At 69.6% G+C, this 22,271-nt stretch carries 20 protein-coding genes; 3 read left to right on the forward strand and 17 right to left on the reverse strand.

What is annotated here, in order from left to right:
- Positions 1 to 204 precede the first annotated feature (204 nt).
- From CFK38_RS11765 to CFK38_RS11775, 3 genes are read right to left on the reverse strand one after another with little or no spacing between them, the layout of a single operon-like run.
- Complete coding sequence (locus tag CFK38_RS11765) at positions 205 to 957, reverse strand: succinate dehydrogenase/fumarate reductase iron-sulfur subunit (protein WP_096803238.1); 753 nt, start codon at positions 955 to 957, stop codon at positions 205 to 207.
- Positions 954 to 2,897 (reverse strand): fumarate reductase/succinate dehydrogenase flavoprotein subunit, encoded by a 1,944-nt coding sequence (locus CFK38_RS11770; protein WP_096803239.1) that lies wholly within the window; start codon positions 2,895 to 2,897, stop codon positions 954 to 956. Before CFK38_RS11770 ends, CFK38_RS11765 begins: the two co-directional genes overlap by 4 nt.
- Positions 2,897 to 3,565 carry a succinate dehydrogenase cytochrome b subunit gene (locus CFK38_RS11775; RefSeq protein ID WP_218192313.1) on the reverse strand — a complete coding sequence of 223 codons (669 nt, stop codon included), beginning with the start codon at positions 3,563 to 3,565 and terminating at the stop codon, positions 2,897 to 2,899. The genes CFK38_RS11770 and CFK38_RS11775 overlap by 1 nt, the downstream gene beginning before the upstream one ends.
- A 237-nt stretch (positions 3,566 to 3,802) precedes the next feature.
- On the opposite strand from CFK38_RS11775, the gene CFK38_RS11780 reads away from it, so the two are divergent.
- Positions 3,803 to 4,168 (forward strand): cupin domain-containing protein, encoded by a 366-nt coding sequence (locus CFK38_RS11780; protein WP_096803241.1) that lies wholly within the window; start codon positions 3,803 to 3,805, stop codon positions 4,166 to 4,168.
- 108 nt (positions 4,169 to 4,276) lie between these two features.
- Here CFK38_RS11780 and CFK38_RS11785 read toward each other — a convergent pair whose 3' ends face one another.
- The 6 genes from CFK38_RS11785 to CFK38_RS11810 all read right to left on the reverse strand — a co-directional run bounded on the left by CFK38_RS11785 (position 4,277) and on the right by CFK38_RS11810 (position 11,256).
- The gene (locus tag CFK38_RS11785) at positions 4,277 to 5,122 is read right to left on the reverse strand and encodes a phosphosulfolactate synthase (protein WP_096803242.1); all 846 of its coding nucleotides are present in this window, start codon (positions 5,120 to 5,122) and stop codon (positions 4,277 to 4,279) included.
- Positions 5,119 to 6,504: an MmgE/PrpD family protein gene (locus tag CFK38_RS11790; RefSeq protein WP_096803243.1), complete on the reverse strand. Its 1,386-nt coding sequence runs from the start codon at positions 6,502 to 6,504 to the stop codon at positions 5,119 to 5,121. Before CFK38_RS11790 ends, CFK38_RS11785 begins: the two co-directional genes overlap by 4 nt.
- 84 nt (positions 6,505 to 6,588) lie before the next feature.
- Complete coding sequence (locus tag CFK38_RS11795) at positions 6,589 to 7,965, reverse strand: NAD-dependent succinate-semialdehyde dehydrogenase (protein WP_096803244.1); 1,377 nt, start codon at positions 7,963 to 7,965, stop codon at positions 6,589 to 6,591.
- A gap of 14 nt (positions 7,966 to 7,979) precedes the next feature.
- Positions 7,980 to 9,188, reverse strand: coding sequence for an ectoine hydrolase (gene doeA, locus CFK38_RS11800; RefSeq protein ID WP_096803245.1), 1,209 nt, complete (start codon positions 9,186 to 9,188; stop codon positions 7,980 to 7,982).
- On the reverse strand, positions 9,188 to 10,447 hold the full coding sequence (locus CFK38_RS11805) for an aspartate aminotransferase family protein (protein WP_096803246.1): 1,260 nt from the start codon (positions 10,445 to 10,447) through the stop codon (positions 9,188 to 9,190). The genes doeA and CFK38_RS11805 overlap by 1 nt, the downstream gene beginning before the upstream one ends.
- A gap of 203 nt (positions 10,448 to 10,650) precedes the next feature.
- The gene (locus CFK38_RS11810; protein WP_096803247.1) at positions 10,651 to 11,256 is read right to left on the reverse strand and encodes a MarR family winged helix-turn-helix transcriptional regulator; all 606 of its coding nucleotides are present in this window, start codon (positions 11,254 to 11,256) and stop codon (positions 10,651 to 10,653) included.
- A 121-nt stretch (positions 11,257 to 11,377) separates the two neighbouring features.
- Between CFK38_RS11810 and CFK38_RS11815 the strand changes: the two genes are divergently transcribed.
- Together CFK38_RS11815 and CFK38_RS11820 are read left to right on the forward strand one after the other, a co-directional pair.
- Complete coding sequence (locus tag CFK38_RS11815) at positions 11,378 to 13,582, forward strand: MMPL family transporter (RefSeq protein ID WP_096803248.1); 2,205 nt, start codon at positions 11,378 to 11,380, stop codon at positions 13,580 to 13,582.
- Positions 13,583 to 13,661: 79 nt separating this feature from the next.
- Positions 13,662 to 14,558 (forward strand): formyltetrahydrofolate deformylase, encoded by an 897-nt coding sequence (locus CFK38_RS11820; RefSeq protein ID WP_096803249.1) that lies wholly within the window; start codon positions 13,662 to 13,664, stop codon positions 14,556 to 14,558.
- Between the two features lie 40 nt (positions 14,559 to 14,598).
- Here the strand turns inward: CFK38_RS11820 and CFK38_RS11825 are convergent, their stop codons facing one another.
- The 8 genes from CFK38_RS11825 to der all read right to left on the reverse strand — a co-directional run bounded on the left by CFK38_RS11825 (position 14,599) and on the right by der (position 22,255).
- A complete protein-coding gene (locus CFK38_RS11825) occupies positions 14,599 to 15,507 on the reverse strand; it encodes a carbohydrate ABC transporter permease (RefSeq protein ID WP_096803250.1) in 909 nt (302 codons plus the stop codon).
- A complete protein-coding gene (locus CFK38_RS11830) occupies positions 15,504 to 16,457 on the reverse strand; it encodes a carbohydrate ABC transporter permease (protein ID WP_096803251.1) in 954 nt (317 codons plus the stop codon). The genes CFK38_RS11825 and CFK38_RS11830 overlap by 4 nt, the downstream gene beginning before the upstream one ends.
- Entirely contained in the window at positions 16,454 to 17,848 is a 1,395-nt protein-coding gene (locus tag CFK38_RS11835) for an extracellular solute-binding protein (protein ID WP_096804337.1), read from the reverse strand. Before CFK38_RS11835 ends, CFK38_RS11830 begins: the two co-directional genes overlap by 4 nt.
- Positions 17,849 to 17,947: 99 nt before the next feature.
- Positions 17,948 to 18,565, reverse strand: coding sequence for a hypothetical protein (locus CFK38_RS11840; protein WP_096803252.1), 618 nt, complete (start codon positions 18,563 to 18,565; stop codon positions 17,948 to 17,950).
- On the reverse strand, positions 18,562 to 18,978 hold the full coding sequence (locus CFK38_RS11845) for an NUDIX domain-containing protein (protein ID WP_096803253.1): 417 nt from the start codon (positions 18,976 to 18,978) through the stop codon (positions 18,562 to 18,564). Before CFK38_RS11845 ends, CFK38_RS11840 begins: the two co-directional genes overlap by 4 nt.
- Positions 18,979 to 19,064: 86 nt before the next feature.
- Positions 19,065 to 19,355, reverse strand: coding sequence for a hypothetical protein (locus CFK38_RS11850; protein ID WP_096803254.1), 291 nt, complete (start codon positions 19,353 to 19,355; stop codon positions 19,065 to 19,067).
- Positions 19,356 to 19,395: 40 nt separating this feature from the next.
- On the reverse strand, positions 19,396 to 19,923 hold the full coding sequence (locus tag CFK38_RS11855; RefSeq protein WP_096804338.1) for a TM2 domain-containing protein: 528 nt from the start codon (positions 19,921 to 19,923) through the stop codon (positions 19,396 to 19,398).
- Between the two features lie 70 nt (positions 19,924 to 19,993).
- Entirely contained in the window at positions 19,994 to 22,255 is a 2,262-nt protein-coding gene (gene der, locus CFK38_RS11860; protein WP_096803255.1) for a bifunctional cytidylate kinase/GTPase Der, read from the reverse strand.
- Positions 22,256 to 22,271: the final 16 nt, after the last annotated feature.

Here is a 22,271-nt window from a genome sequence, read left to right on the forward strand (position 1 = left end):
GTCCGGCGGCACCGTCCTCACGCTGCTCTGCGCATCCGCGTCGGACCCTGCACGATGACCTGCTGCAGGTACGACACTCGGGAGACTATGTAAGATTCCTCACTGCTTCGAGGCTACCGGGGGAATCACTCGGGTGGGGTGGTTCGCGGAGTTCGTGTCGGAGCCGCCCCGGTCGCTGACGTGGTCGCTTCGCTCCAGCACCGGTCAGGAGAAGTGCCCGCGGGACAGCGCACCGAGCACATCGGAGCTGGTCTGCGAGATCATGTCCAGCGGGATGCCCGCGGGGCACACCGCCGTGCATTCGCCGATCTGGGTGCAGCCGCCGAAGCCCTCGGCATCATGCTGCTCGCTCATCGCCACGGCGCGGGAGTCGCGTTCGGGCTGACCCTGCGGCAGGGAACCGAGATGGGTGATCTTCGCCCCCAGGAACAGCGATGCCGAGCCGTTGGGGCAGGCGGCCACGCAGGCTCCGCAGCTGATGCAGGCTGCGGCGTCGAAGGCGCGATCAGCGTCCTCTCGGGCCACGGGCGTGGAGTTCGCCTCGGGGGCGGCCCCCGTCTGCGCCGTGATGAAGCCGCCGGAGGCGACGATCCGGTCCAGCGCGCTGCGGTCGACCACGAGGTCCTTGAGCACCGGGAAGGCACCGGCGCGCCACGGCTCGACGTCGATCTCCTGCTCGTTCTCGAAGTGGCGCATGTGCAGCTGGCAGGTGGTGGTCAGCGACTCGGGACCATGGGCTATCCCGTCGATGACGACGCCGCACATCCCGCAGATGCCCTCGCGGCAGTCATGGTCGAAGGCGACGGGGTCCTCCCCCTCCGCGGTGAGCTGCTCGTTGAGCACGTCGAGCACCTCCAGGAAGGACATCTCCGGGGAGATGTCCCCGACCCGGTAGGGGACCATCCTGCCCGTCGCTTCGCTGTGCGCCTGGCGCCAGATGTTCAGCGTGAGTCTCATGTGTAGCTCCTCTGCGTCAGCTCGACGTGCTCGAACTCGAGATGCTCCCGGTGCAGCCTCGGCGGCGAGTCGTCCCCGGTGAACTCCCAGGCGGCCACGTAGGTGAAGTCCTCGTCGATGCGCCGGGCCTCGCCGCCCTCGGTCTGGCTCTCCGTGCGGAAATGAGCACCGCAGGATTCCTCGCGATGCAGCGCGTCGATGCACATGAGCTCGGCGAGCTCGAAGAAGTCCGCGACCCGCCCGGCCCGCTCCAGCGTCTGGTTCAACTCCGCTCCCGTGCCGGTGACCCGCACATCGCTCCAGTACTCCTCCCGCAATGCGCGGATCTGGGTGATCGCGCGCTGCAGGCCTTCCGCGCTGCGCTCCATCCCGCAGTGCTCCCACAGGATCGCCCCGAGCTCACGGTGGAAGGAGTCCACCGAGCGGCTGCCCTTGATCGCCAGCAGTGCGTCGATGCGGGCGCGCACGTCCTCCACGGCTCGTTGCGCCTCCGGATGGGTGGCGTCGATCTCGGGCGGCAGCGGGTGGGAGGCGAGATAGTCGGTGAGGGTGTTGGGCAGTACGAAGTAGCCGTCGGCCAGGCCCTGCATGAGGGCGCTGGCGCCGAGGCGGTTCGCGCCGTGGTCGGAGAAGTTCGCCTCGCCGATGACGAAGAGCCCCGGCAGTGAGCTCTGCAGGTCATAGTCGACCCACAATCCGCCCATCGTGTAGTGGATCGCCGGATAGATCCGCATCGGCACCTGGTAGGGATCCTCGCCGGTGATCTTCTGGTACATGTCGAACAGGTTCCCGTACCTGTCCTCCACGGTGCGCCGGCCCAGCCGGTCGAGCGCGTCGGCGAAGTCGAGGTAGACGCCGCGACCGCCGGGCCCGACCCCGTGCCCCGCATCGCACTGGTTCTTCGCGGCGCGGGAGGCGACGTCGCGCGGCACCAGGTTCCCGAAGGCGGGGTACTGCCGCTCCAGGTAGTAATCGCGCTCCGATTCGGGGATCTCGCGCGGGTCCCGCGCGTCCTCCTTCTGGACGGGGACCCAGATCCGTCCGTCGTTGCGCAGTGACTCGCTCATCAGGGTCAGCTTCGACTGGTGCTCGCCGCTGACCGGGATGCAGGTGGGGTGGATCTGGGTAAAGCAGGGGTTGGCGAAGAGGGCGCCCTTGCGGTGGGCGCGCCAGGTCGCGGTGACGTTGCAGCCCATTGCATTGGTCGAGAGGTGGAAGACGTTGCCATAGCCTCCCGAGGCGAGCACGACCGCATCGGCCAGGTGCGTCTCGATCTCCCCGGTGACCATGTCACGCACGACGATGCCACGGGCCCTGCCCTCGATGACGATGACCTCGAGCATCTCGTGGCGGGTGTGCATCGCGACGGTGCCCGCCTCGATCTGCCGCTCCAGCGCCTGGTAGGCGCCGAGCAGGAGCTGCTGGCCCGTCTGCCCGCGGGCGTAGAAGGTCCGGGAGACCTGCACGCCGCCGAAGGAGCGGGTGCTCAGCAGCCCTCCGTACTCGCGGGCGAAGGGCACCCCCTGCGCCACGGCCTGGTCGATGATCGCCTCGCTGACCTGGGCCAGGCGGTAGACGTTCGACTCGCGTGCACGGTAGTCGCCGCCCTTGACGGTGTCGTAGTAGAGGCGGCGGATGCTGTCGCCGTCGTTGCGATAGTCCTTCGCGGCGTTGATGCCGCCCTGGGCGGCGATCGAGTGCGCACGGCGCGGGCTGTCCTGGTAGCAGAACACCTCCACTCGATAGCCGGCCTCGCCCAGGGTCGCCCCGGCGGAGCCGCCGGCCAGGCCGCTGCCCACGACGATCACGAAGCGTCTGCGGCGGTTCGCCGGGCTGATCAGGCTCGCCTCGAAGCGCCGCGCGTCCCAGCGGCCCTGGATCGGCCCGTCGGGGGCCTGGGTGTCGACCACAGGGTCACCCACCGTGAACAGAGCACTCATCACGTCACCATCCCGAACTGGATCGCCAGCGGTGGCAGCAGGAAGCCCAGGATGACCACACCTGTGACCAGGTACGCCACCTGGTTCAGGTGCCGTCGCCGCCGCACGCCGGTATTGACGCCCAGGGAGGCGAAGGCGCTCCAGACCCCGTGCCGCAGATGCGCGCCGAGTGCCAGCAGGGCGATCAGATAGGTCAGGGTCACCCACCAGATCGAGAATCCGCCCACCATGCGCTGGTACGGGCTGTCGGAGGCGCCGCCCGGGGCGATCACATTCACCGTCAGGTGCAGGAGGTGATAGATCACGAAGAGCCCGATCACGATCCCGCCCCAGCGCATCGTGAACGAGGAGTACGTCCGCTGGACCCCGCGAGGAGCCTTCTTCGTCACGTAGCGGCGGCTGCCGCGGCCGCCGGTCGCGGCACGCATGCGGTGCCAGAGCACGAACGCCGCGCCCGTGTGGGCGAGCACGCTGAGCAGCAGGATGATGCGGAGGATCCACAGCGCCCCGCTACGTGGCAGGAACGGCTCTCCCAGCGTGCGCAGGTGGGCGGCATAGCCGTCGAACGCCTCCGCGCCGGAGAAGACCTTGAGGTTCCCGTACATATGGGCCAGCAGGAACAGCACCATGACCATCCCCGCCGCCGCCATCACCGCGTGCAGGAGCACAGAGCTGCTGCGTATCGACGTCCGGCGACGTGCCGGCGCGCGGACCACCATCGGCGCCACCCCTTCCGCTCACACTGTGCTGTGGATCACTGTGGCAAGGTTCTTGCGTTGGGGCAAGCATGTGGACGGGGCGCCCGGATGTCGTGGCGCCCTCGCCGAGAAGGGGGAGGTCGAGCAGGAGTGCTCCCTGTGCGCATTTCGAGACCGGGATCACCCCCGGCATGCGACGATGGCGTCATGAAGAGGAAGATCTCGATCGAGGCCCTGGCCCGCGAGCAGATCAAGGCCGCTCAGCGCGCCGGTGGGCGTCGTGCGGCCGAGACCGTCTTCGGCGGGCACGAGAAGGTGCTGCGCCAGACCGTGATGGGCCTGCTCAAGGACGCGGAGATCGGCGAGCGGGAGAACCTCGACGAAGCGACGATCTACGTCCTCGAGGGTCGGGTCCAGCTGTGGGTCGGAGACGACTGCTGGGAGGCGAGACAGGGCAGCCTGCTGGTCCTCCCCCAGGCGCGGCACCGGCTCGTGGCGATCATGGATTCCGCGCTGCTGATCACAGTGGCAAAGCTGTCGACCAGCCCCGAGGAGCCGCCGACGTCCTCCTGACTGGCGGGCCCGCGCCGTCTCGGCAATGCGGGACGCGGCCCGGCGCCGACCGGCTACCCGATCGTGACGGGTCCCGGCACGGTGCGGGCACTGGTCCTCACCCGTCGATCAGCTGAACATCGGGTTGATCACCCGGCCCCAGGTGCTCTTGTTGCCCCAGATGTTCTGTCGCAGGCCCTCCAGCTGCAGGATCTGCGAGTGGTCGACGAAGAGGTTGACCTCATTGCCGTAATGCTTGATGTACCACTCGAAGACAGGGCCGTCCGCCGCCTCGAACATGACGTTCTCCAAGCCGACGCCATTGATGATCGACGCCACCGCCGCGGTGTTCCACTCGGTCACGTTCTCGGTGATGCCCTCGGACTCGATCATCACGATGTCGGCGCCTGCCTCGAGGGTGCGGCGCGCGCGCTCGATCAGGTCTCCGACGTCCTTGGCGCCCTCGGCGGCCAGCTCGGCCTCTCCGGAATCCCCGCCGGAACCGATCTGGATGCCCAGCTCGGGCTTGGCCTTCAGCCCGGCCGCCGTCACCCTCTCGACCAGCCGCAGCAGTCCGGAGGTGGGCAGCATGATGAAGCCGGTGGAGATCTCGATGGTGTCGAAACCGACCTCCTTGGCCTCACGGAGGTAGGCATCCACCGCGTCCTCGCCATAGCGCAGCACCGTCTCGATCCAGCCGCCGGAGGAGACATAGGCGCCGTGCTCGTGGGCGATGTCGCTGAAGGCGCGCACCTGCTCCTTGGGCACCAGCGCGAAGGAGCCGCCCGCCCATTTGATGCCGTCGACCCACTGCCCGGCGACGTCGAGGACGTCCTGCAGATGGCGGGTGCCGAAGGTGGAGTAGTAGGGGGCGCGGATCTCGGTCAGCCCGTGGGTGCGAGGCTTCAGCGGGCGGTGCGCACGGGGCACGATGTCGAAGCTGACGTCGTGGGCCGAGCTGCTCTGGGTGTTCATGATGGTTCCTCTCCATGGGTGGATCCGGCGCGGGACAGCGCGTCGGTCAGGTGCCGTACGGGATGGCGCTCGAGCTCGTGGACGATGCCCGCGATCTCCTCGGTCACCTCGGGCCCCACGACCGGCAGGGCGAGGCGGCGGTATTTGCGCAGTGCCCCGTCCCAGTCCAGCGGATCGGTGTGGAAGCCCTCGTAGGCGGTCTCGAAAGCGGTCAGCACGGTGCCGTCGGCGAGGGTCACCGTCAGATCGGCGACCATCTCGCGCGGGAAGCGGGCGGAGAAGCCGGCGTCCGGGGTGATGTGGACACGGCGCATCAGGTCCTGCACGTCGTCGGCGATGATCCGCTCGTGGTGATACTGCTCGGGCTCGACCTGGCCGTCCAGCAGCGCCACGGCGATCAGCCACGGCAGGGAGTGGTCGGCCTCCTCCTTGGTGCGGATCGAGAGCTTGTCCCCTTCCTCGCCGCCGCCGATGATGGAGTGGGCCACGTCGAAGGTCCTCAGGTCCACCCGGTCGATGGCGCGGGCGAGGAATCCGTCCTGGAGGCGCACCTCGAGGGCGGCGTCCAGCGCGGTCTGGGAGTGGATCTCGGAGTTGTGCTTCTTCACGATCGTCTCGCGCACCTTCTCCAGGTTCTCGCGCGACCAGTCGATCTCGAACGGCCCGGTGATGGTCTCCTGCAGGCCCTTGTTGCCCTCGAACACCTCTGCCGGACCGGTCAGGCCCCGCTGCGCCAGCAGCGCCGCGAAGGTCGCCTCCTTCGCCGTGTTCGGGTAGGCGAGCCCCTTCCAGTGGGAGAGGTCCCCCGTCCGGGTGACGCGCAGGGCATTGTTGGCGGTACCGGAGATCGAGATCGCATTCTGCGTCTGCTCCACGTCGAGACCGAGGGCGCGGGAGACGCCCGCCGCAGCGGCGTACGCCCCCTGCACGGTGTGGTCGAATCCGCGAGCACGCACCGGAGCGACATCGGACAGCCGCGTCTGCACCTGGTAGCAGACCGCGAGCGCGACGAGGAAGTCCGCGCCGGAGGCATCGACGGACTCGGCGGCGGCCAGCACGGCGCCCAGGTTGTCGGAGGGATGGTTGGTCTCCCCTGCGGCGAGATAGGAGTCCATGAAGTCGAGGTAGCGGCTCAGGGCCCCGTTGTAGAAGGCCACTCGATCGATCGGACCGCGGCCGCCGCCGATGAAGGTCGCATCCTCCCGCCCGCCGAGGTCGGCCAACAGGGAGCGGATCGCGCTCATCGGGGCGGCGGCCTGCGCCGCGATCGCAACGCCGATCGTGTCCAGCACCCGGATCCGCAGCTGCTCCGCCGCCGCCCCGCTGAGCTGGTCGTAGCGGCTTTCGTGGACAAATTCTGCCAATTCATGGACGCGAGTCATCGCCCGTCATCTCCCTACTTAGGTGAGCCTTTCCTTACCCATGACTCTACACCTAAATAGCTTGACGTCAAGATACTTGCCGGGTCAGCCCTTCACGGGCCCCACCCAGACCTGCTGGGCGTTGGTGAACTCGCGGATGCCGTGCGGGCCCAGCTCGCGGCCGTAGCCGGAGCGCTTGATCCCTCCGGAGGGCAGGCGCGGATCGGACTTCACGATCCCGTTGACCGAGATCTGTCCCGCCTCGATGCGGCGCGCCATCGCGATCCCCCGGTCGGTCTGGGTCCAGATCGCGGCGCCGAGACCAAAGGGGGTGTCGTTGGCCAGGGCGAGAGCATGTTCCGCGTCGTCCGCTGCCATCACCACGGCGATCGGCCCGAAGGTCTCCTCGGTGCAGGCCGCCATCCCCGGCTGGACCCCGGTCAGCAGCGTGACGGGATAGAAGAAGCCCTCCCCCGCCGGCATCTCGCCGCCGAGCACCAGGGTGGCGCCGGCCTCGACGCTGGTGGTGACCTGTCGATGGAGGTTCTCCCGCAGCTGCTCGCGGGCGATCGGCCCCACCTTCGTGGCCGGGTCACGGGGGTCGCCGACCACCAGATCCCGCAGCTGCGCGGCGAGCAGCTCCACGAACTCGTCGTGCACCGAGCGCTCCACGATCACCCGCTTGGCGGCGATGCAGGACTGGCCGGCATTGATGATCCGCGAGAGCGCCGAGACCTCCGCGGCCTTGGCGAGGTCCGCGTCCGCCAGCACGATGCAGGGGTCGGAGCCGCCGAGCTCGAGCACCGCGGGCTTGATCTCGCTCGCAGCGATCGAGGCGACCGTCGCCCCGGCGCGGTCGGAGCCGGTGAAGGAGACCGCCTGGACGCGGGGGTCACGGATCACCTGCTCGACATCCTCGGTCTGCGCCAGCAGGGCCTGGAACACGCCGTCGGGGGCACCGGCCTTGCGGAACACCTCCTCGAGCGCGGCGGCACAGCCCGGCACGTGGGGGTCGTGCTTCATGATGCAGGTGTTCCCCGCCATCAGCGCGGGGGCGCAGAAGCGGAACGCGACCCAGAACGGGGCGTTCCAGGGCAGGATCCCCAGCACCGGGCCCAGCGGCAGGTACTGGACGTAGGACGAGGTCGCGTCGGAGGCCAGATGCTCGTCGGCGAGGTACTCGGGACCGAACTCGGCGTAGTGCTCGGCGGCCCACGCCGATTTCGCGACCTCCCCGCGGGCCTCCCCGATGGGCTTGCCCATCTCCTGGGTCATCAGCGGTGCGAGCTCCTCGGTGTGCTCGCGCAGGTAGGTGGCGACCCGGCGCAGCACCTCCGCGCGCTCGGCCAGGGTGGTCTCCTTCCATGAGGCGTAGGCGGACTGGGAGCGCTCGATGAGCGCGGTGATCTCCGCCGGGGTCGCGGCGGGGACCTCGCGCACGACGCGTCCGGTGGTGGGATCGGTGGCAGTCAGTGTGGTCATAGGGGCTGCTCCTCTCAGAAGCGGGGCGTGAGGACGGCGCCGGCGGGGAAGGAGCGCGCGGAGCTCTCGTGGACGGTGAAGTCCTCCGGCAGGGTGAAGAACGACGTGCAGCCGTCCTTCGTGATGTGGACGGTGTCGGAGATGCCCACGGTCTTGGTCCCGTCCACCCCCCACATCCACGGCAGCAGGTGGAAGGTCATCCCCTCCTCGAGCGGGCGTTCGTCGCCCTCCAGCAGGGAGACGATGTAGCCCTCGTCCCAGGAGGGCGGGAAGGCGATCCCGATCGAGTAGCCGGCCCGGGTGACCAGCTTCGCCCCCACGTCGTTGCTCTCGATGCGGGAGCGGGTCAGCTCCGCGATCTCGGAGATGGTCACCCCCGGCTTCATCAGGGCCCGCAGCTCTGCCAGCGTCTGCTTCATCAGCTCCTGGGCGGAGTGCATCGAGTCCGACAGCGCCCCGTTGACCACCGTGCGCATCATGGCCGTGTGATACCTGCGGTAGCAGCCGCCGACCTCGAGGAACACGTGCTCTCCGGGCCTGATCATGCGCCCTTCCCAGGTGGAATGGCCGATCATCGAACGGGGCCCGGAGGCGACATAGGGCAGGACCGCCGGGAACTCCCCGCCGGCCCGGAACATCGCCGAGGTGATGGCTGCGGCCACATCGTTCTCGGTGGCGCCGGCCATCGCGGCGTGCAGGCCGGCCGCCATCCCGGCCTCCCCGGCGTAGGCGGCGAGCTGCATCACCTCGATCTCGGCCGGGGACTTGCGCACCCGCCCCTCCTCGACGATCCCGAAGCAGTCCACCAGCCCTTCGCCGAAGGCGTCGTGGAAGCGGTCCTGCTGGTAGGCGGGGAAGTAGTAGCTGTTGCGCTCGTACCCCACCCGGGAGTCCCCCAGCCGCAGGTCGCGCAGGGTGCTGACCAGCTCGAGGATCGCGTCGCCGTCGTCGGGGTACGGCCGGGAGTGCTCCACCCAGGTCCGGGCGATCACATTGGACTCCTCGAGCGCACGGGTGATCATCACCGAGTCCGCCGCCAGCGGCACGACCAGCGCCTGGAAGAACGAGTACCCGGTGGTCTGATAGTCCGTGAGGTACATCAGGTTCTCGGGATCGGTGATGATCACCGCGTCCAGCTCCCGCTCCTCCATCCGCTGCCGCAGCTCCGCGATCCTCCGCTGGTACTCCTCGGGCGCGAAGGTCATATCGGACCGATGGCGCATCAGAGGTCCTTCGCCGCGGCGTCGATGGCCTGGCCCAGCAGGGTCAGGCCCTGCTCGAGGTCCTCCTCGGGGATCGTCAGCGGCGGGATCAGCTTGATCACCCGACCCCCGCTGCCGCAGGGGCCGATCAGCAGGCCCCGCTCGAAGCACTCCTGCTGGACCCGCTTGGCGAAGGCGCCGTCCCCGGTGTCCAGGGCCTGCATCATGCCCCGGCCGCGGACCTCCCAGTCCCGCTCCGGATGAGCGGCGGCGATGGTCGTGAGCGACTCGCGCATCTGTTCGCCCTTGGCGAGGACGTCGGCGAGGAACGACTCGTCGGTGAAGTAGTCCAGCGCCACGGTGCCCGCGACGAACGACATCCCCTGTCCGCGGAAGGTGCCGGTGTGCGCGCCGGGGGACCAGTGGGCATCGACCTCCGGCTTGTTCAGGGTCATCGCGATCGGGGTGCCGAAGCCGCCGAGGCCCTTGGCCAGGGCGATGATGTCCGGGTCCAGGTCCATCCCGTCGAAGGAGAAGTACCCGCCGGTGCGGCCGACGGCGGCCTGGATGTCGTCGACGATGAACAGTGCACCGACCTCGCGGGCGAGGTCCTGGATCTCGTGCAGCCACTCGCGGCTGGCGAGGTTGACACCGCCCTCGGCCTGGACCGGCTCGACGAGGAAGGCCGCGGGAGCGGTGACCCCGCTGGAGGGGTCGCGCAGTGCAGCGGCGTAGTCGGCGATCCCGGTGCGGCCGCCGGGGGCGGTCTCGAAAGGCAGGCGCACCACGTCGGTGAGCGGCACGCCGGCCCACTGGCGGAAGGCCTGGTTCGCGGTCGCCGCGAGGGATCCGAGGGTCATGCCGTGGAAGCCATGGCTGAACGCGACGATCTCGCGCCGCCCGGTGGCCAGGCGGGCCAGCTTGAGCGCCGCCTCGATCGCGTTGGAGCCCGTGGGGCCCATGAACTGCATCTTGTGGTCCATGCCGCGCGGGGCGAGGATCACCTCGTGGAAGCGGGCGATGAAGTCCCGCTTCGTGGTGGTGTACGTATCCAGGCTGTGGGCGACACCATCCGCCTGGATGAAATCGATCAGTGCTTCCTTCATCTTCGGGTTGTTGTGCCCGAAGTTCAGCACGCCGGCCCCGGCGAAGAAGTCGATGTAGCTGGTCCCGGCCTCGTCGATCTGGCGAGCGTTGGAGGCGGAGGCGAACACCGTGGGATACGCGCGGCAGTAGCCGCGGATCTCGGACTCGTGCTGTTCGAAAATGGTGGTGTCCATGAGGGACCTCCTTCGCGATGCAGGGCGACCTCGCTCGTCACGCCCGGCCGCATAGCGAAGATCACCCCGTCTGGCAAGTAAGTGCCGGTGAGCTGACTCTCACCCGGAGGTGCTCACCCCGTCAAGCGCCCGGTCCCGGCGATGCTCCGGGACCTCTCTCGCACGCAGGTCACCGACCCGACCGCTCGGTAAGGAGGGCTCTGTCAGCTCTCGGATCCGGCGTCCTCGCAGGCGCTCCAGTCCACGCCGTCCACAGAGATCTGCGCGGCCATGTCCTCGAGGAAGCCGGTCACGATCTCGCGCTCGGCGGGCAGCAGGCGTCGGACTGCATCCACGCGGCGCGCCTGGGCCGTTCCCACGGTGCGCATCGCCTCGCTCCGGGTGGAGGGCTCGATGGTGATCACCAGGGCCCGACGATCCGAGGGGTGTCGTGCGCGGCGGACGTGCCCGGCATCTTCGAGCCGGTCCAGGAGCTTGGTCGTCGAGGCGCTCGAGATCCCCAGCGCCTGGGTGATGGCGCCGGGGGTGGCGAGGGTGCCGGTGTTCTCGCAGACGATGAGGAAGTGCAGGGCGCGCATGTCCGTCCGCCCCAGCTGCATGTACCGCAGGGAGGCGTCGGTCAGCTCCTGCTCCGCGTCCCGGAGGCGGGCCAGGGCGGCCATCAGTGCATCGATCTGGGCGATGTCCCGGTCATCCAGGCCCCGGCGATCGACCAGCTCCTGCCCCGGATCGCTGGAACCGATGCTGAACAGGGGTGGAGGAGCGGCGGGCTGATCGCGACCGTCCTCGGCGCGGCGCGACGAGCTCATGACCCTGATCCTAGCGAGCATCAGCTCACTCGGCGTATCTCTCGCCAGGCTAACGACTTGTGCGACACTGTTCCCGGGCGCCGCAGGCAACGTGGCGCTCCGCCCATCTCGAAGGAGCATCATGACCTCTCCGGCGCCGTCGGCCGCCCCCTCCGGGCCCACCCATCGACGCACAGGTCCCTCGTTCCCGAGGGTGCTGAGAGTGCTGCTGCCCGCCCTGCTGATCCTCGGCTGGCTGGTCGCCGCCGGGATCGGCGGACCGTACTTCGGTCGCGTCGACGAAGTCTCCTCGAACGATCCCGCCGCCTATCTGCCGGATTCCGCGGACGCCACGGAGGTCTCTCAGCGGGTCCAGGACTTCACCGGTTCCGAATCGATCCCTGCGATCGTCGTGGTCACCGCCGAGGAGGAGATGGACGACGAGACCCTCGCCTCGCTCACCGAGGTCACGGAGGCGCTCGCCGCGCTGGACACGGTCGCCGGGGACGTCTCCCCCGCGATCCCCTCCGAGGACGGTCGCGCGGTGCAGGTCTTCGTGCCGCTGGACGCCGACGCCGATCTCGGCGCCGCCGTCGAGGAGGTCGAGGCGGAGCTCACCGCCGGCCTGCCCGACGAGCTCAGCTCGTACGTGACCGGACCGGCCGGCTTCTCCGCCGACCTCGCCGAAGGCTTCGCCGGCATCGACGGGCTGCTGCTGGGCGTCGCACTCGCCGCCGTGCTGGTGATCCTCCTGATCGTCTACCGCTCGCTGCTGCTGCCGCTGATCGTGCTGTCGACGAGCCTGTTCGCGCTGTGCGCGGCGCTGCTGACCATCTGGCATCTGGCCGCGGCCGACGTGCTGCTGCTGTCGGGGCAGACCCAGGGAATCCTGTTCATCCTCGTCATCGGGGCTGCCACCGACTACTCCCTGCTGTACGTCGCCCGGTACCGCGATGAGCTGCGGCACACGAAGGAGCGGGGACGGGCGACGCTCACGGCGCTCCGGGGGACGTTCGAGCCGGTGCTCGCCTCCGGCGGCACAGTCATCGCCGGTCTGCTGTGCCTGCTGCTGTCGGACCTGAAGTCCAACAGCACGCTGGGACCGGTGGCGGCGATCGGGATCGTCTTCGCGATGGCGGCCGCCCTGACCTTCCTGCCCGCCGTGCTGTACGCCACCGGTCGGGTCGCCTTCTGGCCGCGCCGCCCGCACTTCGCGCCCGACGCGCCGGACGCCGGCGCGGACCCTGCCGCCCATGGGGTCTGGGGACGGATCGCGCTGGCCGTGCGGCGGCGGCCGCGACGGCTCTGGATCGTCACCGCGTTGGTGCTCGCGGTCGGCTGCCTGGGCGTCACCCAGCTCGAGGCCGACGGGGTGCCCCAGTCCGATCTCGTGCTCACCGCCTCGTCCGCACGCGAGGGTCAGGCCGCACTCGGCGAGCATTTCCCGGGCGGTTCCGGTTCCCCGGTGCAGATCATCACCGCCGAGTCCTCCCTCCAGGAGGTCACCGACCAGCTGCTCCTCCAGGACGGCATCGAGTCGGTGGCGGTCACCACCGAGGACTCCCCCGCCGGCACCGCACCGGTGACCGAGGAGGGCATCCAGGCGCAGGGGCCCCGGGGCTCCCCGGCGCCGGAGCCGACGGTGGTCGGCGGCGACGTGCTGGTGCAGGCGACGCTGTCGGATGCCGCGGACTCCGCGGCGGCCGCGGCGACGGTGCGTGAGGTGCGTGCGGACCTCGCCGCCGAGGACCTCGAGGCGCTGGTGGGCGGCGTGACCGCGACCTCGATCGACACCAACGACGCCTCCGCCCACGACCGCGCCCTGATCATCCCGGTGGTGCTGGTGGTCATCACGCTGATCCTGATGCTGCTGCTGCGTTCGATCCTGGCCCCGGTGCTGCTGATCGCCACCACCGTGCTGTCCTTCGGCACCGCGATGGGGATCTCCGCGCTGGCGTTCGAGCATCTCTTCGCCTTCCCCGGCGCCGACCCGGCCGTGCCCCTGTTCGGCTTCGTGTTCCTGGTGGCCCTCGGCATCGACTACAACATCTTCCTGATGACCAGGGTGCGCGAGGAGTCGCTGGCGCACGGCACCCGGGAGGGAGTGGTGCGCGGGCTCTCCGTGACCGGCGGCGTCATCACCTCGGCGGGCATGGTGCTTGCGGCGACCTTCGCCGCGCTCGGAGTGATCCCGATCCTGTTCCTCGCCCAGATCGCCTTCATCGTGGCCTTCGGCGTGCTGCTGGACACCTTCGTGGTGCGCACGCTGCTGGTGCCCGCTCTGGCCCTCGACCTCGGGAAGATCATCTGGTGGCCCTCGGCGCTCTGGCGGCGCGGCCGGGACTGACGCGGCGCGACCTCTCCCGCTGGACGCGCCGCTCATGAACAGACGGGTGCGGGTCGGCGCATGTTCCTAGAATGGCTCCATGAACGCTCTCTCCTCCCCCGCCCCGAACTCCGCAGACCCCTCCGGGACCAGTCATGAGTTCGTCCTCACCGTGGTCTGCGCCGAGTCCCCCGGCATCGTCCACGCGATCTCCGGCGCCATCCTCGAGGTCGATGGCGACATCACCGAGAGTCGACAGTTCGTCAGCAGCACCACCCATCGCTACTACCTGCGGATGCAGGTCAGGACCCCCGCTGCGGCCCAGGAGCTGAAGGCCGCACTGGGCCCGGCGGTGGAGCGTTTCGGCCTCGAGCTGCAGATCGACGAGGTGGGACGCCCGGTGCGCACCCTGATCCTCGGTTCGACGACCCTGCACTGCGTGAACGATCTGCTGTTCCGGATGGAGTCCGGTCACCTGCCGATCGAGGTCCCGCTGATCCTGGCGAACCATCCCACCCTGGAGAAGCTGGCCGGCTTCTACGACGTGCCCTTCGAACATCGGCCCACCCGCGGTGAAGGCGCGAAGGCCGCCTTCGAGGATCGGGTGCGCGAGGCGGTGGAGGAGCACGACATCGAGCTGGTGGTGCTGGCCCGCTACATGCAGATCCTGTCCCCGGAGCTGTGCGCCGAGCTCGCCGGCCGCTGCATCAACATCCACCACTCCTTCCTGCCCGGCTTCAAGGGCGCCAACCCCTACCGGCAGGCGCATGCGCGCGGGGTGAAGCAGATCGGGGCGACCGCCCACTTCGTCACCACCGATCTGGACGAGGGGCCGATCATCGAGCAGGAGGTGCTGCGGGTGGACCACACCCGCTCACCCGAGGAGCTGATGGCGATCGGGCAGGACGCCGAGATCCGGACTCTGCGCCAGGCCGTGGCCTGGTTCGCCCAGTCGCGGGTGCTGCTGGACGGCTCGCGGACCATCGTCTTCCGCTGAGCCGGCCGGTGCCAAGGCTCCGTTCGGGCCCTGGCGCGCCTCACCCCTTGACGCCACCGGCCGCCGCGAAACCCTGGCCCAGGCTGCGGCCGAGGAACAGGTACAGCACCACCACGGGCAATGAGTAGAAGATCGAGAACGCGGCCAGCTGACCGTAGGCGACCTGGCCGTACTGGGAGGAGAAGGTGTAGAGCGTCACCGCGGCGGGCAGCTTGTCCGGGCTCAGCAGCAACATGAACGGGACGAAGAAGTTGCCCCACATCATCACGAAGGTGAAGATCGCCGCCACGGCCAGGCCGGGTCGCATCAGGGGCAGCACGACCGACCACAGCGCGCGGTACACGCCGGCCCCCTCGGTCCAGGCCGACTCCTCGATCTCCACGGGGACCCCGTCCATGAAGCCCTTGGTCAGGAAGATCGCGTACGGCAGGGAGCTGGCGCCGAGGAAGAGAATCGCACCGAACATCGAGTCGATGAGGTTCACCTGCACGAACAATGCGTACACCGGAATCATGATCGCGGTGATCGGCAGCCCCGTGGAGAAGATGATGCCCAGCAGCAGCGGCCGCTTGGCGCGGAACCGATATCGCGACATCGGGTAGGCGCACAGCACCGCGGTGACCATCGTGACCGCCGCCGCCCCACCGCACAGGATCACTGAGTTCAGCAGCGGCCGGAAGGTGGTCTCCATGTTCCAGATCGCGGCGTAGTTGCCCAGGGACCAGTTCTCCGGCCACGAGATCGACAAGGTCGCCTCGGTGTTGAAGGAGGCCAGCACCACCCACAGCAGCGGCACCATGAAGCTCGCGCCGATCACCACCATCGCCACGGTGCTGGCGATCGTGCTGCTGCGCTCGCGCGGCCCCAGGCCGGTGCGGCGCGGCCGCGGTGGTGGGTCGTCGCTGGCCGGCGCCGGCGCGGTGCCGGTGGTCTCGGGGGTCGCGGTCATCGCTTGTCCTCCTCCGGAAGCAGACGCAGGTACGCCATGGAGGCCACCGCCCCGATCAGGAGCAGCAGCAGGGCCACGGCGGTGCCGTAGCCGAGCTGACCGTAGGAGAACGCCTGCTCGTACGTGTACAGCGGCAGGGTCTGGCTCTGGCGGGCCGGCCCGCCCCCGGTCATGATGAAGATCAATCCGAAGACCGAGAGCGTCTGCAGGGTGGTCAACATCAGGTTGGTGGCGATCGCCGGTCGCAGCAGCGGGAGCGTCACCGAGGTGAACCGGCGCAGCGGCCCGGCACCGTCCAGGGCCGCGGACTCGTAGACATCGCTGGGTACGGAGCTCAGCGCGGCCGAGTACACCAGCATCGAGAAGGCGGTCCCGCGCCAGATGTTCGCGAAGGACACGGCGAAGATCGGGGCGCTGAACAGCAGCTGCTGCGGTGGCAGCCCGATCGCCGTGATGATCGCGTTCAACGATCCGTCCGGGGAGAAGAACGTGTACAGCAGATAGCCGGCCACCACCTCCGGCAGGATCCAGGCGGCGATCACGATGGCGGTCACCGTGAAGGTGATCACCCGGTGGGCGCGTTCGATGAGCAGGGCCAGCAGCATGCCCATGATGTTCTGACCGAGCAGCGCGGAGATCACCGTGAAGATCACGGTGAGGACCACGGAGTTCCAGAAGTCCGCGTCGGCGAAGGCGTCGGTGAAGTTGGAGAAGCCGACGAACTCGGTCTGCTCGGCACCCTCCCCGCGGATCGCCTTGTCGGTGAAGGCGAGGTACACGGAGTACACGATCGGCCCCAGCATGAACCCGGCCAGCAGCAGGAACGCGGGAACCATCGGCACCGCCCGGCCGGCGGTCAGGCGGTTGCCCAGCCTCCCCCGTCGAGGCGGCGTCGGGCGCGTGGCGGAGGAGGGCGGATCGTGCTCCGCCACGGGCGCGCTGGTGCTCATGCGCCGGCCTCCTGCACGCTCTCGCGGCCGACGATGTCGATGACGGTGGCGTCGTAGGCGGCGGCCGCCGACTCCGGGCTGTCGCCCGTCATCACGGCTTCCATCGCGACCTGGATCGCCGAGGACACCTGCGGGTAGGCCGGCAGTGCCGGGCGGTAGTAGGCGGTCTTCAGGATCCTCGTGAAGTAGTCGACTGCCGGGGAATACCCCTGGTAGCGCTCGTCCGCCGCGACGTCGTCGCGCACGGTGATGTGGTTGTCAGCGATCGCGTAGTCCACCAGGTTCTCGGTGGAGACCAGCGTCTCGAGGAAGCGGAAGGCGATCTCCTTGTCGGTGACGTACTCGGGGATGGACAGTCCCCAGCCTCCTGCGAGCGTCACGGTGCCGTTCCCGCCCCCGTCCTGGGTGGGCATGTCCGCCAGACCCATCACGTCGGGCCACTCGGGCCATGGCCGAGCCGCGGATTCGGCCCAGGTCCGCGAGATCCAGGAGCCGTCGATGAGCATGCCGAGCTTCTTCTCGGGCAGCAGCGTGTTGTAGATCGTCTCGGAGATGTTCGGATCGAGGTGCTGGGCCAGCGGCAGGGTGAGGTCCTCCTCGAAGATCGTCCGGACGAACGTCAGGGAGTCGATGAAGCCCGTCGAGCCGATGATCCACTTCCGGGTCTCGCGGTCATAGAGCCACCCCTCGGCGGAGGTGCCGTACAGGAGCATCTCGAAACCCTGCATGGAGGCCTTCTCGCCCTGCGGGGTGCCGCAGAACATGAAGAACGGGGTCGCGTCGCTGTCGGAGTCACGGATCGCGCGCGCCGCGTCGAGGATGTCCTCCCAGGTGCTGGGCTGCCAGTCCCCGGGCAGGCCTGCCTCCTCGAGCACGCCGCGATGGAACCAGATCGCGCGGGTGTCCGTCGTGATCGGCATCCCGTAGATCTCGCCGTCCTCTCCGGTGACTGCGACCTTCGAGGCATCAGCGACGTCACCCCAGTGCTCATAGCCGGTGGCCAGCTCGGTCATCGGCCGGAGGTATCCGGCCCCGACGTCCGAGAGCAGGATGAAGGAGTCCTCGTACACCAGATCGGGGCTGGTGCGCGGCGAACTCATCAGCAGCTCGTTCTTGGTGAAGTAGTCCCCTTCGGACGCGACGATGGGGACGAGCTCGACGGTCAGCTCCGGGTTCTCGGCGGAGAACTCCGCGGCAGCGTCGGTGATCCACTGCTCCTTGACGGTGCCCGAGCCGAACTGCTGGAAGGCGATCCGGATCACGCCCGGATCGGCGTTGGCACCGGCGCAGCCCGCGAGTGCGGCCAACGGCACCACCGTCGCGACGCCGGCGCTCAGGCGCAGGAAGCTGCGGCGGTCGAGGGACGGCCGGGAGAACGGTCCTGGGGCCACGGTGACCTCCTCGTGGACGTCGGGGCGAGGCTCGATCGTAGCGCGTGCGACCTGGATCACACCAACCCCGTCGCGGCGCGTCCGGTGCGGATCGTCCGCTCAGCTGTGCTGCCGGGCGCGGCCGACGCCCTGGGCCTGCTCGGCATCGGCGTATCGCATCCCGGGCGGGACCTGGGCCAGCTCGAACCAGGCCGCGGCCCGTGGCAGCATCCGCACGTCCTGCCAGGGGATCTCGAACTCCGGGTCGCGCCACAGCGTCAGCGCGATCTCCGCCCGACGACCGGAGGCCACCAGCACCAGCCGTCGCAGCCGGGACAGCGGATGCGGGCCCGCCCGGGAGCTGTCGGGGATCGCGACCACACCGCCGAGATCGAGCGGCCAGACGGTCTCTCCCCAGCACAGTGCGGCCTGCTCGGTGGTGCCCGCGATCACGGCCGGTGGGCGCAGATCCGCGGCCGTCACCGGGGTGGGAGCGATGGGCGCGCCGCGCTCGAGCACCTCCCGCTCCACCCACGCGCCGGGCAGCAGCGTCGTGCCTGCGACCGAGACATCCACCAGCAGCGCCTCGGCGAAGGGGGCGAGGGCGGGGCTCAGCCGGCCGGCGTGGGCCAGGTCCCGTCGCGGGACGGCGATCACCCGCACCACCGCCTGGTCGCCGGGGCGGTCGGTCAGCGCGATCCGGACCCGGGTGCCGGGCAGCGGCGCCTGCCCCCTCATCGCCGGAACCGGGTCTCGACGTGATCCTCCAGGGCCAGCGACAGCTGTCTCGTGAAACGCTCGTTCATCGGCGGTGGCGCGCCGACCGGGAACCAGCGCGCCTCGGTGTTCTCCCCGTCGGCCGGGACCGGCATCGACTCACCGTCCGCCTCGCACCGGAAGCACAGATCGAGGTACTGCGCACGATCCCCGTTCGGATAGGTGACCGGGGGCAATGTGCGGACCTCGAGCAGCCGCAGCGCATGGCAGGCGACCTTGGCTTCTTCCGCGACTTCGCGGACGGCGGCACGTGCCGGCTCCTCCCCCGGGTCGATGATCCCGGTGACCGGGGTCCAGGCGCCGTCATCGGCTCGTCGGACGGCGAGCATCCGCGTGCGGGCGGGATCCAGCACCAGCGCGGTGACACCGGGCATCCACAGCAGCTCGTGTCCGATGTGCTCGCGCAGCGAGAGGACGAATTCCGGGGTGGCGATGGGGGTTCCTCCTGCAGCGGCCGCGGTCAGCCGCCCATGATGACGGGCAGCGACACCACGCCGATCACCAGCAGGTTGACCAGCAGCGCGCCGACGGCGATCAGCACCATCAGTGCCAGCATCACCCAGAAGATGATCCAGCCGACCTTGTTCATCTTCTGCGCGGTGGTGGGGTCGCTGTCCATCTGCACGAGCGCGATGATGCCGAAGATCGCCGGGATCATGCCGCCGCACAGCAGCCCGACGACGATCAGGATGATCGCGCTGGTCTGGAGCGAGCTCCGGTCCGGGAGCGGTCCGGCGGGCTGAGAGGTCATCGCAGCGGGTGTCCTTGTCGTGGAGGGAAGACGGGCAGCATCAGTCGGTCAGGGGACGGCCGTAGGCGTCACGCTCGAAGGCCGACGACCTGGCCAGCACCATGATCCCCTCGATGACGCCCCACCACGCCCCGATGCCGCAGGTGAAGACGGTGACGAGGATCTGGATGATGCCGATGGTGGTGTAGCCCAGGAGGAAGCGGTGCACCCCGAACCCACCGAGGAAGATGCCCAGCAGACCCACCACCAGACGGCTCTGCACCTGGCCCGGCGGCACCGGGCCGGCAGCGCCGGGCTGTCCGTAGGGGTCCGAGGCCGAGGGCCCGGAACCGGGTGCCGCCGACCATCCCTGCTGTCCCTGTCCGAAGGGATCCTGCCCGGCGAACGGCTGCTGACCGTAGGGATCCGAGGCGGAGTGCGACGAGGGCTGTGCGTAGGGGTCCTGCGAGGCGGGCGGCTGCGCCCACGGATCCTGCGGGGGCAGCCCCGCGTCGTTCTGCGCACCGTGCGGGGCGCGGTCGTCGTGCCCCTGGGGGTTCCAGGAGCCGTGATCACCGGGATTGCTCATGGTGCCCACGATACGTGGTCCCGCCGCGGCGCCGCGCCCCGGCATCCCGCTGTGGCGCGGCGCACGGTGCTCAGCGCCGGCGCTTCTCCCGGATCCGCACGCCGATCACGATGGGCGAGCCGGTGAAGGTGAAATCTTCGCGCAGGCGGCGTTCGATGAACCGGCGGTAGCCGTGCTCGAGGAACCCGCTGGCGAAGATGACGAAGCGCGGCGGTCGGGTGCGTGCCTGCGTCGCGAACAGGATGCGGGACTGCTTGCCGCCGCGCAGCGGATGCGGATGCGCGGCCACCAGCTGGCCGAGGAAGGCGTTGAGCCGTCCGGTGGGGATGCGCCGGTCCCAGGAGTCCAGCGCCGTCTCGAGCGCGGGCACCAGCTTCTCGGCGTGCCGGCCGGTCCGGGCGGAGATGTTCACGCGCGGCGCCCAGGCGACATGCGCGAGATCACGCTCGATCTCGTGTTCGAGCGCCTTGTGCCGCTCCTCGTCCAGCAGATCCCACTTGTTGAAGGCGAGCACCAGGGCACGACCCGATTCCAGGACCATGTCGATGATCTTCAGGTCCTGGGTCGAGATCGGCTCGGAGGCCTCGAGCAGCACCACGGCGATCTCGGCCCGGTCCAGGGCCGCCCGGGTGCGCAGCGAGGCGTAGTAGTCGGCGCCCTGGGCCTGGAGGACTCGCCGTCGGATCCCGGCGGTGTCCACGAAGGTCCACTCCTTGCCGCCGAGGGTGATCTTCTCGTCGACCGGGTCCCGGGTGGTGCCGGCGATGTCGTCGACCACGACGCGCTGCTCCCGGGCGAGCCGGTTCAGCAGCGAGGACTTCCCGACGTTCGGGCGGCCGAGGAGCGCGACGCGGCGCGGTCCGTGATCCGCGGGGGCGCCGCGGCCCTCCTCGGGCATGGCGCCCACCACGGTGTCGAGCAGGTCGCCGGAACCACGGCCGTGCAGGGCGGAGACCGCATGCGGCTCCCCCAGGCCGAGATTCCACAGCGCCGCGGCCTCGAGCTCACCGCGCTCGTCGTCGACCTTGTTGGCGACCAGCACGATCGGCACCTTCGCCTTGCGGAGCACCTTGAGCAGCTGTTCGTCGGTGGTCGTGATGCCCACGTTCGCATCGACGATGAACATCACCACGTCGGCGAGGGAGACGGCGAACTCGGCCTGCTCCGCGACCCGGTGGGCCATGCCCTGGACCCGCTCCTCCCAGCCTCCGGTATCGACCAGCCAGAAGTCCTTCCCGGTCCATTCCGCCTCGTAGAACACGCGGTCGCGGGTCACCCCGGGACGGTCCTCCACGACCGCCTCGCGACGGCCCAGGATCCGATTGACCAGCGTGGATTTTCCGACGTTCGGGCGGCCGACGACGGCGACGACGGGGAGATTGCGCTGGACGGCGAGGCGCGGCCCCTCCTCCTCGTGCCCGGTGAGCAGCGCCAGGTCCTCCTCGTCGAGGTCGTAGGCGGACAGGCCTGCCCGCAGTGCGGTCTCGACCTCCTGATCGGTGGGACCAGCGGTGCCCTCGGCGCGAGGCCCCCGGTCGGAGAGGACCGCACGGTCCCGGGCCGCCGGCTCGGGACGGCCGTGCAGGGCCTCCTCCTGGTCGGATTCGGCGGCCGCGACCAGCATCAGGACCTGTTCGACGACGTCCTCGACACCGAGGCCGGTGGTGTCCACGGTCTCGACGCCCTCGGCGGCGGTGCGGAACTCGGAGACGGTGGCATCGTCGCGGTCGCGGCGCAGGACCTGGTCCGCCATCCGCGCCCGGGTGTCCTCGGAGTCCTCGAGGTCCAGCTCCGCGGCACGGCGCCGCATGCGCTCCTCGTCGGAGGCGGTCAGCAGCACCCGCACCTGGGCGTCGGGGGCGACGACGGTGGTGATGTCACGTCCCTCGGCGACGCAGAAGCCGCGCTCCGCGGCCGCGGCGAAGAACAGCTCGCGCTGGCGACGCTGCAGGATCGCGCGCACCAGCGTGTTGGTGGCGACGGCGCTGACCTGCTGGGAGATCCGCTCGGAGCGGATCTCGGCCGTGATGTCGGTGCCGGCGACCACGACCGTGGCGCCTGCGGGATCCGTGCCCTGGACGAGGTCGATCTCCTCGGCGGCGCGGGCGACGGCCTCACGGTCGGCGAGGTCGATGCCCTGGTCCAGGCACCACCAGGTCACCGACCGGTACATCGCGCCGGTGTCGAGGATCCCGCCGTCGAGGGCATCGGCCACCAGTCGCGACACGGTGGACTTGCCGGAGCCGGCCGGGCCGTCGATGGCGATGGTGATGCCCTCGGCCGGGCGGGTGGATGCGAGGTCGGAGGGGTCGTGCGGCGCGCTGGTGTGCATCCGGCAAGGATACGGG

It is taken from the genome of Brachybacterium vulturis (assembly GCF_002407185.1).
In the GTDB taxonomy this organism is placed as follows: domain Bacteria; phylum Actinomycetota; class Actinomycetes; order Actinomycetales; family Dermabacteraceae; genus Brachybacterium; species Brachybacterium vulturis.

Bases quoted from the DNA above. Each gene is read 5' to 3' on its own strand.
- CFK38_RS11815 (WP_096803248.1), top strand. From the start codon at position 11,378: ATGACCTCTCCGGCGCCGTCGGCCGCCCCCTCCGGGCCCACCCATCGA.
- doeA (WP_096803245.1), bottom strand. From the start codon at position 9,188: ATGCGCCATCGGTCCGATATGACCTTCGCGCCCGAGGAGTACCAGCGG.
- CFK38_RS11765 (WP_096803238.1), bottom strand. From the start codon at position 957: ATGAGACTCACGCTGAACATCTGGCGCCAGGCGCACAGCGAAGCGACG.
- CFK38_RS11825 (WP_096803250.1), bottom strand. From the start codon at position 15,507: ATGACCGCGACCCCCGAGACCACCGGCACCGCGCCGGCGCCGGCCAGC.
- CFK38_RS11850 (WP_096803254.1), bottom strand. From the start codon at position 19,355: ATGACCTCTCAGCCCGCCGGACCGCTCCCGGACCGGAGCTCGCTCCAG.
- CFK38_RS11795 (WP_096803244.1), bottom strand. From the start codon at position 7,965: ATGACCACACTGACTGCCACCGATCCCACCACCGGACGCGTCGTGCGC.
- CFK38_RS11785 (WP_096803242.1), bottom strand. From the start codon at position 5,122: ATGAACACCCAGAGCAGCTCGGCCCACGACGTCAGCTTCGACATCGTG.
- CFK38_RS11790 (WP_096803243.1), bottom strand. From the start codon at position 6,504: ATGACTCGCGTCCATGAATTGGCAGAATTTGTCCACGAAAGCCGCTAC.
- CFK38_RS11820 (WP_096803249.1), top strand. From the start codon at position 13,662: ATGAACGCTCTCTCCTCCCCCGCCCCGAACTCCGCAGACCCCTCCGGG.
- CFK38_RS11840 (WP_096803252.1), bottom strand. From the start codon at position 18,565: ATGAGGGGGCAGGCGCCGCTGCCCGGCACCCGGGTCCGGATCGCGCTG.
- CFK38_RS11845 (WP_096803253.1), bottom strand. From the start codon at position 18,978: ATGCCCGGTGTCACCGCGCTGGTGCTGGATCCCGCCCGCACGCGGATG.
- CFK38_RS11810 (WP_096803247.1), bottom strand. From the start codon at position 11,256: ATGAGCTCGTCGCGCCGCGCCGAGGACGGTCGCGATCAGCCCGCCGCT.
- CFK38_RS11770 (WP_096803239.1), bottom strand. From the start codon at position 2,897: ATGAGTGCTCTGTTCACGGTGGGTGACCCTGTGGTCGACACCCAGGCC.
- CFK38_RS11780 (WP_096803241.1), top strand. From the start codon at position 3,803: ATGAAGAGGAAGATCTCGATCGAGGCCCTGGCCCGCGAGCAGATCAAG.
- CFK38_RS11830 (WP_096803251.1), bottom strand. From the start codon at position 16,457: ATGAGCACCAGCGCGCCCGTGGCGGAGCACGATCCGCCCTCCTCCGCC.
- CFK38_RS11855 (WP_096804338.1), bottom strand. From the start codon at position 19,923: ATGAGCAATCCCGGTGATCACGGCTCCTGGAACCCCCAGGGGCACGAC.
- der (WP_096803255.1), bottom strand. From the start codon at position 22,255: ATGCACACCAGCGCGCCGCACGACCCCTCCGACCTCGCATCCACCCGC.
- CFK38_RS11805 (WP_096803246.1), bottom strand. From the start codon at position 10,447: ATGGACACCACCATTTTCGAACAGCACGAGTCCGAGATCCGCGGCTAC.